General features: G+C 66.1%; 11 protein-coding genes. 7 read left to right on the plus strand and 4 right to left on the minus strand.

The genetic code is table 11. From position 1 onward, the window contains the following. Positions 1-313 precede the first annotated feature (313 nt). A complete protein-coding gene (locus KI388_RS03990) occupies positions 314-3,658 on the plus strand; it encodes a PAS domain-containing protein (protein WP_215088087.1) in 3,345 nt (1,114 codons plus the stop codon). Positions 3,659-3,875: 217 nt separating this feature from the next. Continuing rightward, positions 3,876-4,775, plus strand: coding sequence for a hypothetical protein (locus KI388_RS03995; RefSeq protein ID WP_215088088.1), 900 nt, complete (start codon positions 3,876-3,878; stop codon positions 4,773-4,775). A 305-nt stretch (positions 4,776-5,080) separates the two neighbouring features. On the opposite strand, the gene KI388_RS04000 is transcribed toward KI388_RS03995, so the two are convergent. Both KI388_RS04000 and KI388_RS04005 read right to left on the minus strand, forming a co-directional pair. Beyond that, positions 5,081-5,320, minus strand: coding sequence for a hypothetical protein (locus tag KI388_RS04000; protein WP_215088089.1), 240 nt, complete (start codon positions 5,318-5,320; stop codon positions 5,081-5,083). After that, a complete protein-coding gene (locus tag KI388_RS04005) occupies positions 5,307-5,906 on the minus strand; it encodes a HalOD1 output domain-containing protein (protein WP_215088090.1) in 600 nt (199 codons plus the stop codon). Before KI388_RS04005 ends, KI388_RS04000 begins: the two co-directional genes overlap by 14 nt. A 188-nt stretch (positions 5,907-6,094) precedes the next feature. Between KI388_RS04005 and KI388_RS04010 the strand changes: the two genes are divergently transcribed. Both KI388_RS04010 and KI388_RS04015 read left to right on the plus strand, forming a co-directional pair. After that, positions 6,095-7,111, plus strand: coding sequence for an AI-2E family transporter (locus KI388_RS04010; RefSeq protein WP_215088091.1), 1,017 nt, complete (start codon positions 6,095-6,097; stop codon positions 7,109-7,111). 35 nt (positions 7,112-7,146) lie between these two features. Next, positions 7,147-7,659, plus strand: a complete 513-nt coding sequence (locus KI388_RS04015) for a TspO/MBR family protein (RefSeq protein WP_215088092.1) — start codon at positions 7,147-7,149, stop codon at positions 7,657-7,659. Here the strand turns inward: KI388_RS04015 and KI388_RS04020 are convergent. Continuing rightward, entirely contained in the window at positions 7,656-8,294 is a 639-nt protein-coding gene (locus KI388_RS04020) for a GNAT family N-acetyltransferase (protein ID WP_215088093.1), read from the minus strand. The two genes, KI388_RS04015 and KI388_RS04020, sit on opposite strands and share 4 nt — an antisense overlap. Positions 8,295-8,365: 71 nt before the next feature. Here KI388_RS04020 and KI388_RS04025 point away from each other — a divergent pair, with 71 nt between their 5' ends. Next, positions 8,366-8,941, plus strand: coding sequence for a class I SAM-dependent methyltransferase (locus KI388_RS04025; RefSeq protein ID WP_215088094.1), 576 nt, complete (start codon positions 8,366-8,368; stop codon positions 8,939-8,941). Between the two features lie 88 nt (positions 8,942-9,029). On the opposite strand, the gene KI388_RS04030 is transcribed toward KI388_RS04025, so the two are convergent. Beyond that, positions 9,030-10,478 carry an ATP-binding protein gene (locus KI388_RS04030; RefSeq protein ID WP_215088095.1) on the minus strand — a complete coding sequence of 483 codons (1,449 nt, stop codon included), beginning with the start codon at positions 10,476-10,478 and terminating at the stop codon, positions 9,030-9,032. A gap of 181 nt (positions 10,479-10,659) precedes the next feature. On the opposite strand from KI388_RS04030, the gene KI388_RS04035 reads away from it, so the two are divergent. Further along, positions 10,660-11,277 carry an NUDIX domain-containing protein gene (locus KI388_RS04035; RefSeq protein ID WP_215088096.1) on the plus strand — a complete coding sequence of 206 codons (618 nt, stop codon included), beginning with the start codon at positions 10,660-10,662 and terminating at the stop codon, positions 11,275-11,277. Positions 11,278-11,374: 97 nt separating this feature from the next. Continuing rightward, positions 11,375-12,130, plus strand: coding sequence for a DUF2064 domain-containing protein (locus KI388_RS04040; RefSeq protein WP_215088097.1), 756 nt, complete (start codon positions 11,375-11,377; stop codon positions 12,128-12,130). The last annotated feature ends 41 nt before the right edge of the window (positions 12,131-12,171 follow it).

Here is a 12,171-nt window from a genome sequence, read left to right on the forward strand (position 1 = left end):
TTCAGATGAGCTGATTCCATGCGAAGGCGAACGATCTGAGCCGCTTGTTCGCGGCCTCTGCTCCGGCGTTGCTGAAACAGTTTGAAAACAGGCAGCTCCGCGAGAAACGGATCTGCGATCACGTTCGTTCCCGTCGGTTCAAGCTTTGTATGGGTAATGAGTTCTCTGTACTGACCGCGACTGGGTGAGAATATATCACTTGCTGAGAGTTTCAACAGCGCGCCAAAACCCACTATTACGGTTGTAAAAGCTATTTATCGCCTATTACGGCGATACTCTCAAATTGGTACAGAATAGTGAGTCATACAACAAGATGAGTCCGGAACCCACGTCGCCCGACCACGGGGCCGACGCGTTCCTCGCGCGTCTGGCAATAAAATCTCCAGCACCCGTCCTCACCGCGGAGGCCACTACTGGAACCGTCGTGGCGGTAAACGAGGCTGCGACCGAGCTGTTCGGTCGCAGCCGCTCTTCGCTTATTGGGATGCACCAGACCGAACTTCACCCTCCAGAGAGTGAGACGCGCCATCGAGAAGGATTTCAGGCAGTCCAAGACGGGCGGGAGAAACACGTCCGCGCCGACGCGGAGGAGCCGGTAACGATTCTGCGCGCCGACGGGTCGACGGTGCCCGTCGACGTGCGGTCAACGACGTTCACACACGCGGGCACCGAGTACGTCCTCGGAATCTTCCAAGACGATAGGGAGAGCATGGAGAACTTGGCCCGACTCGAACAGCAGGCGGCCGCGATGGACCTGACGACCTCCGGTATTGCGTTATTAAACCGAGACGGTGAGTACGCATACCTCAACGACGCCCACGTCACGATGTTCGGGTACGACGACGCTGAGGAGCTGCTCGGCGGGACCTGGCGGCAGATATACGCGGACGACGTCATCGAGCGGATCGAAACCGAGGTTCTCCCGGTCGTCGAGGAGACGGGGTCGTGGGACGGAGAGTTGGTCGGCGTCAAACGGGACGGCACGCCGATCACACAGCGCGTGTCGCTCGCACAGCTTCCCGACGGGGGAATCACCTGCGTGAACCTCGATCTCACCGAACAAGAACGCCGACTCCGCCGCCTTGAGGAGACACGCTCGCTCGCCGAAGAGCTGATGACTGCAGACGATTACGAGGAAGTGGTCGATACTGCGATCGAGGGAGTGACGGAGATTATCGATCGCCCGTTCTCTGGGTATTGGGCACACGAACCCGCTGGGACGGATACGGCGGATCCGACTGGAACTGTAGGGACCGCGACCGACGTGCTCGTTCCGGTGTCTGTCTCCAGTGGCGGAGCGTCGATTGTCGAGGCGGTACCGGAATTCCGCCCCGGTGAATCGCTCGCGTGGGAGGCGTTCGATGCTGGGACGCCGGCATACTATCCGAATGTCGCCGGCGAGGTGGGCGTTCACAACCGGGAGACGCCGATCGGGACCGAATTTATTGTCCCTATCGACGACGATGGCGTGTTTCTCGTCGGGTCGCCGGAAACTGATAATCTCGCCGAGGACGAACGCGAGCTCATTTTGATCGTCACGCAGTATCTTCAGACGGCAATCGAACTCGTCGCGCAGCGACGTCAGCTACGTGCTGCGCGGGACCGCATAGCGTCTGAACGCAATCAGCTCGACCGCGTCATGAATACGGTCCCGCAGCTGATATTCGCGAAGAACACCGACGGCGAATTTTTGCTCGCGAACGAAGCGGTCGCTGACGCGTACGGTACAACGGTCTCGGACCTGATCGGTTCGACTGATGCGGACTACACGGCCGAGCCCGACGAAGTGGACACATTCACCGACGACGATAGACGGGTGATTGAGACCGGCGAGCCGCTCCATCGAACCGAGGAGACGCTGACCGACGCCGCAGGCAACGAACGGGTCTTGGAAACGTGGAAAATACCATTCAACCCGGCCGACAGCGATGAGGACGCGGTACTCGGCGTCGCCAACGACATCACCGATCTCACCGATGCGCGTGACGAGCTCGACCGGCAGCGCCGGTTGACGAACCTCTACGCCGTGAGCAACCGTGTATTCAAATCAACGGACCCGCAAGACGCGTTCGACGCGTGCGTCGAGGCGGTTGCCGACGTGGTGACGGCTGACGAGCTCGCGATATACGACCGCAATACGTCGAAAGGGGAGCTGGTGCGGCTTGCGACTGCGGGAGACAACGCCGAATCACGTAGCCGACAGCGAATTCACCCGGGCGAGACGGACCTCTGGCGAGCGTTCACCGAGGCGGACACGTGCTGGCTCCCGGCCGACGCCGTTATCGAGGCGGACGGCGCAGCCGAGAGGCAGGTACTCGTCTCACAGCTGGGTGAGACGAGTCTGTTGAGCGTGGTCGTCGACGAACGGGACGAGACGTTGGAATCGTTCATCCGGGCGGTGAGCCAGCAGGTCTCGGCAGCACTCACGCAACTCCGCCAGGAGACATCGATAGCGGGGCTCTCGAACGATGTCGCCAGGACCCAGCGGCAAGCGGACCGCTACCAGAGCCTGTGGGAGGGGGTGGTTGACGCCGTTGAATCGATCGTGACTGCGGAGACGCCGGCGGCAGTGCGTGAAGCGGTTGTCGACTTCGGCGATCGTGTGGCGGAGTACGCGTTCGTTGGCACGTATGATCCGGTCACAGAGCGAATTGACCCGGTCGAAGTGCCCGAGGCGGGCGGACCGGCGAAGCTGTACGAAAACGACGGGCAGGCGTTCCCCGCGATCACCGCTGCCTCACGAAACGAACCACAGCGTGTCGTCGACGGAGAAGAGACTGGGGGAACTCACGGCGAGTGGCTCAACCGACTGCTCCATTTCGGCTACCGGGAATCGCTCGCGGTTCCGGTGAGCCATTACGGGACCGTCCACGCCGTCGCCGAGTTCATCAGTACAGATGCCGAGCGCTTCGCCGAACCAGAACGCCAAGCGGTTGGTGCGGTTGCGGACGCCGCCGGAATGCGCCTGTCAACGCTCGAGTCCGCGAGCACGTCGAACGCACCGGTCGCCTTCGACCTCGAGTGTGGGGGCCCGTCGCCGTTTTTCCCGGGCCTCTCGACGTCCGGTACAATCGTCGTCGAACACGTCGCGCTAACGGGCAGAGAACACTTTCACCTAACCGGTCGCGTCGACGGCTACACCGAGACCGCGTTTCGCGACTACGTCGCGGCGACGCCGGGGATCGAACTCGACGGTATTGACTCGATCGATAGCAGCGTCCACGAGGTTGCCGTGCGGATGAGGGATACGCCGGACCGGTCGCTAGCCTCGGTTCGCGACGTACTCATGCGGACAGACACGCAACTGAGCAGTGTCCGTTCCCGCCCGACCGCCGACGTGTTGGAGTTCCGGACCACGGACCCGAGCGTGATCGGTCGGGTCCGCGAGGAGCTGTCCACCGTCTCCGATTCGTGTCAGCTCGTCTCGAAGCGCCATCTGTCTCGGTCGTCCGGTAGACGCGACGAGTCGGCCGGGAATACAGACTTGACGAGCCGACAGCGGGAGATCGTCGAGACAGCGCTTCGACAGGGGTACTATGATGATCCCCGTGGTATCAACGGTGCCGACCTCGCCGATCGGTTCGACGTGTCCTCGTCGACGCTCCACCAGCATCTGCGCGCCGCGGAGTCGAAGATCATCCGCGGATTCTTCGAGTGACGAACGGCTGTGGACCGGTACCGAGACACGGATATGTTTGGTATCTATTCTGACTGCCACATATCTTCGGGCGTAGAACTAGTACTGATACTGAAAGAATAGCAAGTATGATTTTGGGACGGAATGACGCGCTGCGAATCTCGGCGAAGGGCCCTCTATACCCGATACCGACCGAAACAGGTGAGACAGAGTGAGTGCCCAGCCGTCTGAGTTGACCATGATGGTGTACGAGTATCTGAACCGGTTCACTGAGCCCGCCGCGACTGCGACGAGTGAAGACCGTTCGTCATGGGTCGACTCTTCCGTCTACGCCGACGACTACGGGAACGAGCTAGTCGACCGGCTCCTCGCAGCCGAAAGGCACCCCGGTGAGGCCTTCGAAGCCGTTCTACACCCGTCTCCAGAGACGATCGCACCGGCTTTCATCGCCGATGTTGCGGTCCGACACGACGACATCGTTGGATTCGCCGCGCCGAGCTCCCAGTTGTACGATGACCTGTTTTACGCCATGTACGCGGCGATGACCGAGACGGGCGCGGTGTTGACGACGAAGTACCCACGCCATGAGGTCCGCTCGCGGCTCTCGACGATGGACCCTCTCGTCATCGATTCCACCCCCGGTGCCGAGACAGACGGCGGCGTTGACGTCGCGACCACTGACTCCGCACCGGTCCGGTGCGGCGATCTCACCTCACTTGGTGTCGCCGCCGAACGTGCGACGACGCAACTCGCGACGGGCGACCGAACGGGAACGTTCGCGATCGCGACGCTGACACAACTGCTGGCACACCACGACTCGACCGCACTCGATCGGTTCCTCCACGAACTGGTCGGTCCGTGGCGAAATCAGGGCATCGGCGGGCTCATCCACCTGCCACCAGCGAGCGACATCGACGGTTCCAGCTGGTTTGGGTCGGCACACCTCGATTACGTTATCCAGATGCGTACCGACGACGGCCAGACCGAGGCGCGAGTGTGTGGGAAGCGAGACGTTGCCTCCACGTGGCAGGTGGTCGGCTCGGCGCCGTGCTCGGATAGTGAAGCGTCGGTCCAAGCAGTGGACCGACAGTCTTCCGAGATAGTCGATGAAGACGGCGGCGAGTCTACCTCGGTGTGAATACGGTGATATCACCCGACGAATGTCCGGGAGCTAATACGGTCTAGTGCCGCGGCGAGTAACCCCGCCGCTCGCTCGAGAACGTCGCGGACACCGACCCCGTCCAACGCGGTCGCGAGGTCGCGGCGATCCCAGCCGACCGATAGCACACGCTCGGACTCGATCGGAACGAAAAGTTCCTGACGCGGAAGCCAGCGGGTATCGTCCGGTGCGACTGGTCCGGCCACCCCGTCGGTTCGAACCGGCGCATCAGCCGTGAAACATCGCTTGATTAGAGCTGCGTCGGGTGAAGGGGTTCGAGCCGGTCAACCTGTACGGTGTTCGGAACTGAACACCGGTGGGGACGACTGTTCCGGCGGTTGGGCATGCTCAAGGTCGCCGTTGCGCTCGTTGCGGTTTCGCCACACGGTAATCGATGCATCCCCCAGAGTGGTACGGACCGCAGTCAGCGTCCGATCAACGGCGCCGCCGACTGTCTCCTCCGGGTCGAGGTCGACGCCGAGGTTGAACAGCGCGTCGTCGGTCACCTCGTCACAGCTGGTCATCTATCCGTGTCGCCGGCGGTTCAGTCGAAAACGGCTGAGCGGTCAGGTCGTCAATCGATGTCTGAATGGTCCAGAGCTGCTCTACTACTGCCCAGAGCGGAGCGCCGAGTTCAGTATCCGAAGTGTCGCTAGCGGCGCTCCAGACGTATTCTTCAGCCTCAGCGAGCGCCGCTGCCGCCGCTTTGAGAGCCGCTTCGGTCGACTGCTGTTCGCGTGTGTCCGCTGACTGTCCATGGTGCGCTGACCGTGCGCGGAACGCGTCTGCGTCGACGATCTTAATCCATCCGTCATGTGTCACAGTCACGAATACATCGTCGTATCGAAACGAAAGGCTCCCCTCTTCAATACGCGTTGTCGAACTGTCTGGACCGCCAAACAGCAGGTTAATCGTATCGGAGTTGATATATCTGTCGAGACGTCGAAGCTCTTTCACATCTGTGTTTTTAAATTCGGAGACAGCAGTAAACACCGCGTCGAGTGCTGACCGAGCAGTCGTCGGATCAAACCGGGTAACTGACGAGTCCGATTTCATAGGTCTGTGAATATACATAAATGGTGCATCAGTATGTTTCGTTTCGCGGACCACTCCGGGTCTCACAGTCCATGCCGGATATATACGTGCGCAACTCCCGACAGACATCTGCTCGTACAGTTCGGGAGACAGCCGCGATTATACGTGGCAAGGAGAACACCTGCGGCTTTAGCGCTTATGAAGGGGATGACTGGGACGAGCCCGTCGCCCACGTTTATAATCCGACGGTTACACGGGGCGGTATGAACCGCGGGCAATCGTTCCTCCTCCTCCTCATAGGGTCCGTCGCGCTCCTGACGCTCTTCGTCATCCTGCCGTTCGTCGAGTACGTGATCGCCTCGGCCATCCTCGCGTTCGTCCTCTACCCCTTCCACCGGCGGCTCACCCGCTGGCTCCGGAAGCGCGTCTCGGAGCGGTTCGGCCAGATGCTGTCGGCGCTGACCCTCATCTTCTCGGCCATCGTCGCCGTAATCCTCCCGCTCGCATACATCACGTGGGTGTTCGTGCGAGACCTCACCGCCATCGCCGCCGGGGAGTCGTCGGTCGACGTCGCGGCCATCGAGGCGGAGATAGCCGCGTTCACGGGGCAGGACCCGGAGGTCGGAGAGGCGCTTCAGACCGTGGGCGAACTCCTCGTCCAGACGCTGTTCGGCGGCCTGAGCGGCGTGCTCACCACGGCGATCCGGGCGTCGGTCGGACTGTCGCTCGCGCTCTTTTTAGTGTACTACACCCTCATCGACGGGCCGGCGTTCGTGAGGTGGATCCGGGACACGAGCCCGCTGCCGCCGGGCGTCACCGCCGACCTCGTCGAGCGCGTCAACGTGATGACCCGCGGCGTCGTCATCGGGCACATCTCGGTCGCGCTCCTCCAAGCGCTCGTCGCCGGGCTCGGGCTGTGGGTCGCCGGGATCCCCAACGTGGTGTTCTGGACGTTCGTGATGGCGGTGCTGGCGCTGTTGCCGCTCATCGGCGCCTTCTTCGTGTGGGGACCGGCGGCCGCGTACCTCGTGGTCGTCGACCAGGTGACGGCCGGAGTCTTCCTCGCGGTGTACGGGGTCGCGGTGATCGCGATGGTGGACAACTACGCCCGCCCGCTCGTCATCGACCAGCAGGCGCACCTCAACCCGGCGATCATCCTCCTCGGCGTGTTCGGCGGCATCTACTCGGTCGGGTTCACCGGCCTCTTCGTCGGTCCCATCGTGATCGGCGTGCTCGCGGCCGCGCTGGAGACGTTCCGCGAGGACTACGACTCGATCTGAGCGGGGTTTAAGCCCGAGCGCGGCCCACGATACCCATGGCGACGAGCGCGACCGCCCGACTCCCCAACCGACGCGACGCCCTCCTGATCGCCGCCGCGGCGGTCGCCGTCAACCTGATCGGCGCGCTCGGCGTCCCGTTCACGACCACGGAAAGCGCTTGGTTCGCGGCCCTGGAACTCCCCGGCTTCTACCCGCCGGGCTGGGCGTTCGGCGTCGTCTGGCCGATACTGTACGCGCTGTGCGGCGCCGCGGCCGCGCTCGTCTACCTCGCCGGGCGCGACGGCGGCGCGACGGCGGGACGCGTGCGGCCCGCGCTCGCGCTGTTCGGCGTCCAACTCGCGGTCAACGTCGCGTGGTCGCCGGTCTTCTGGGGACTCGAACGCCCGGACCTCGGACTCGTCGTCCTCGCCGTCCTCCTCCCGCTGGTCGTCGCGACGGTCCGGGCCTTCGACCGCGTCGACCGACGGGCCGCGGCGCTGCTCGTCCCGTACCTCGCGTGGGTCTGTTTCGCGACCGCGCTCAACTACGCCATCTGGGCGCTCAACTAGCGCCGGTCACCCCTCCCCGGCGTCGCGTCGTCCACCGACGGCGGCCCGCGGTCGAGGCGCTTCGCGACGAACCGGCGCTCCGCCCGGCTCAGCTCCCCGTCCGTCTCGCGGAACGCCGCCATCCCGTCGCGGTACCGCTCGGGGTCGACCTCCGCGGGCGCCGCGGCCGGGCGTTCGAGTTCCAGCTCCGCGAGTCCCGTCCGCGCACCCGTGTACGCGAAGCCGCACTTGTGGCACGCCTCGTACGCGAACGGGTTGTTCACGGCGATCTTCACGCGGTCGAAGCCGTCGGCGGCGAGGTCCGCGACGGTCTCGTCGATCAGGCGCGGGCCGATCCCCTCCCCGCGGCGCGCGGCGTGGACCGTGACGTACCGCAGCCGGCAGCAGTCGGGGTCGGTCCGGTCGGGTGAGAAGGAGACGGCCGCGACCACGTCCCCGTCGAACGCCTCGGGCTCGACCGTGTCCGGAAGCGGCTCGTCGGGCTCCCAGTCCGGCGCGGCCGGGCCGCCGTCCGTCGTTCGGACCACCGACTTGCCCGGCGCGCCGACGACGAACTTGCCGGCGTACGCGAACGCCCGGTAGTCGAGCCGCAGGGCCTCCCCTTCGTCGGGGCGACACACGAGCGCGTACTCCATGGGCGCCGTACGGCGGCGAGCCCCTAAACGGGGTCGGTGGCTCTTTGAGGCTCGCGGCGCTCATTCCGTCCATGTACGGAGTCGGTGACGTGGCGTTCTTCGATCGGGTGGCGCCGCTGTACGACCTCGCGATGCCGCCGGCGGACAGGGCGGCGCTGGCCGCGGGCCTCGACCACGCGACTCGACCGATCGAGCGCCTCATCGACGTCGGCGGCGGGTCGGGTCGCGCGGCGGCCGCGCTGACCGGTCCCGACATCGCGGTCGTCGACGCCTCCGTCGAAATGCTCTCGCGGGGGCGACGCGCCCGCGGACTCGACGGGCTCGCGGCCGACGCGGGACGGCTTCCGTTCCGGGACGCGAGCGTCGACGCGGTCACCGTCGTCGACGCGTTCCACCACCTCCCCGACCACGACGCCGCGCTCGGGGAGGCGGCGCGCGTGCTCGCGCCCGGCGGCGCGCTCGTCGTCCGCGAGTTCGACCCCGACCACCCGCTCGGACGACTGCTGGTCGCCGGCGAGCACGCGATCGGGATGGACTCGCGGTTCCGAACGCCGGCCGACCTCGCGGCCGCGATGGACGATGCCGACCTCGATCCGCGGATCGTCGACCGCGGCTTCGGCTACACGGTCGTCGGCGTTCGGCGTTGAGTCGGCGGATCTGAGCTATACGGTCGTCGGCGTTCGGCGCTGAGCCGTCGGGGTCGCGGGCGCTCCCAATCAAAAAAAGAGCCGCGCGTCAGTCCTGCGTCCGCCCCTGCGGCTCCGCGCCGCGGGTCGGGTCCGGCGAGTCCTCGTCGTGGCCCTCCTCGCCGTGGTCGTGGTCGCTGTGGTCGTGCTCGTCGTGGTCGTGAGCGTCGTTCGACCCCGTCTCGCCCAGCACCTCGGCGCCCTCCCCGTCGATCATGTCCATATTCTTGAGGTTGTCGCGCTCCTCGAAGTCCTCGACCGCCTCCATCACGTCCGCCTGCGTGATCGTCATCCGGTCTTCGGTGAGCGCGCCGAGGACGGCCTCCCGGAGCACCATCCGGAGGTCGGAGCCGGTGAGTCCGCTGGTCCGGTCCGCGACCTCCTGAGGGTCGAAGTCGGCTATCTTCATCTCCTTGGTCACCACACGGAGGATGTCCGCGCGCATGTCGCGGTCGGGCTTGGGGAAGTTGACGATCTCGTCGAACCGGCGCCACGCGGCGGCGTCGAGCTGGTCCGGGTGGTTCGTCGCGCCGATGAGGAGCACCTCGTCGCGGACCAGCGACACCTCGTCGATCGACTTTAGGAGGGTGTTGACCGCGCGCTTGAGGGCGGCGTGCTCGTCCGAGCGGCGGGTCTTCGCCACCGAGTCGAACTCGTCGATGAAGAGGATGCACGGGGAGAGCCGCTTGGCGACCTCGAAGCTCTTCTCGACGTTCTTCGACGTCTCACCGAGGTACTGGCTCGTGATCATCGAGAGCTTCACCTCGACGAACGGGAGGCCGAGCTCGTGGGCGAGCGCGCGAGACACGGTCGTCTTCCCGGTCCCCGGCGGACCGACGAACAGCAGCTTCCCGATCTCGCGGAGGCCGATCTCCGCGAGGTACTCGCGGTGTTCGATCGCCTTGACGATCTTCTGGATCTCGCCCTCCTGGTCGCCGGTCAACACGAGGTCGGCCAGCGTCGTCTCGATCTCCTCGGGCGCGCGGACGTTGACGAGGTCGAGCATCTCCCCGTCCTCGTCCTCGTCGAAGTACTCCGCGAGCAGCGCGTCGATCCAGACGCGGTCGGCTTGGACCGGTCGCACGTCCTCTCTGGCCTCCTCGCGGGTGACGGGCGCCGTCAGGTCCTCGGCGGCCGCCAGCGCGGCGACGATCGTCGGGTTCCCGCCGATCCGGTCGTCGTCCGCGTGGTCGCGGTACCACTCTAACCCCATCACCGGCTGGGTCAGCGAGATCTCGCCGGAGAACTCGGTCCGCTGGGTGAAGAGGAGGTCGGAGACCGCGTCCCACGGCCGCTCGACGCCCGTGGCGGTGCGGGCCGTCTCGTCGGTCGCCTTCAGCGGTCGCTCCACGCCGCCGGGGGCGTCCTCGGCGGCGTCGGCCGACCAGAACACCTGCCGGAACCGCGGGGGCAGGTCGTTCTCGTCGAGGTCGCGGTCCTGCGTGTAGAAGTGCGTCGTCAACACGAACTCGACGACGTCGAGCGCCGGGTTACTCATCCGCGCGAAGTAGCGCCGGGACGCGGTTAAGAGCGTCGAAGCGCCGCGGGCGTGGAGCGTCGAAGCGCCGCGGGCGCGAACCGAGCGCCGGCGGGTGCGGGCGGACGCGGGCGGCGGGAGTGCCGTCGGAACCGGACGCCGTATCGAACCCTTATTAGCCCTGGTCCGCGACGTAACGCGCATGAGTTCCGAAGACGCGGCCGCGTCGGGTGACCCCGCCGGCGACGGCGCGAGCGACACGGGCAGCGGCGCGAGCGAGACCGACCACGAGAACGCGCTTCAGGACGTCATCGCCGTCGACCCCGACGACGTCGCGCAGGGGACGGTGAACCGGCTCGACGCCCACACCGGCGACGGGATCCGCCACCGCGCGTTCACCTGCCTCGTCTTCGACGGGGACGGCCGGATCCTGCTCGCTCAGCGCGCGCCGGACAAGCGCCTGTGGGACGGCCACTGGGACGGGACGGTCGCCTCCCACCCGGTCGAGGGACAGTCACAGGAGGACGCCACCGAGCAGCGGCTCGAAGAGGAGCTCGGCATCTCGCCCGACCAGTACGGCGACCTCCGCGTGACTGACAAGTTCGAGTACAAGCGCTACTACCCCAACGAGGGCGTCGAGTGGGAGGTGTGCGCGGTGCTGAAGGTCACGCTCGACGACACCTCGCTCGACCCGGACGAGGAGGAGATCGGCGGCATGCTGTGGGCCGACTACGACCACCTCCACGAGAATCCGGCGCTGTACCGACAGCTCCGACTCTGCCCGTGGTTCGAGATCGCGATGCGGCGCGACTTCTCCTGAGCGGCCTCTCTCCCGTCTCGGTCCGGCCTGTTCTCTCGGACGCTCTCCCCTCGGACCGAAACGGCGACTTGAAGGCGCTCCCGCGCCGCGATCCGGTATGACCGTCGTCGCCCTGCTGGCGAACCCGCCCCGCGAGGGGCTCGTCGGAACCGCGATCGCAGAGTCGACGCCGCTGTCCGCCGCGGAGGCGGCCGACCTCTACGAGGCGGGGTTCCGCGACGCCGTCCTCGCGGTCGACCGCTCCGGCGGCGAACTCCTCGTCAACTACCCCGACGAGGAGGACCTCCCCGCGGAGTACCGGACCGAGACGAGTCCGGAGGCCGAACTGCGGACGCTCGTCGCGGACACCCTCGGCGGGACCGACGAGGTTCGCTTCGAGCGGCAGGTCGGCTCCACGTTCGGCGCGCGCGCCGGCAACACCGTCACGCACCTGCTGCGCGAGGAGGGCGCCGACTCGGTCGCGGTCGTCACCCCGACCGCGCCGCTGCTCTCGCGGACGAGCGTCGACTCGGCGGCGATGAAGCTGCGGACGACGGAAGTCGTGCTCGGCCCGTCGTCGGACGGCCGGGCGTACTACGCGGGCTTTACCGAACCGATCGACTTCGACGGCGCGTTCGAGGCGCCCGCCCTGCCGACGCTCGCGGAGCGCGGCCGCGACGCGGACCGCTCGGTCGACTTCGTCGAGCCGTCGCCCTCGCTGGAGACCGGCGAGGACCTGCTCGACGTGGTGCCCATGTTGCGGGCGCGGTTCGCCGCGGAGCGCGTGGTGCCGGACTACACGGCCGCGTTCGTCCACGAGAAGGGGCTGGACGTGGTCGTCGAGGACGGCGAGCAGCGGCTGGTTCGGGACTGAGGGAGTCGGGGTCGGCTCCGTCGGATCCGACACCACTTAGT

This window comes from Halorubrum sp. 2020YC2 (genome assembly GCF_018623055.1).
Classification (GTDB): domain Archaea; phylum Halobacteriota; class Halobacteria; order Halobacteriales; family Haloferacaceae; genus Halorubrum.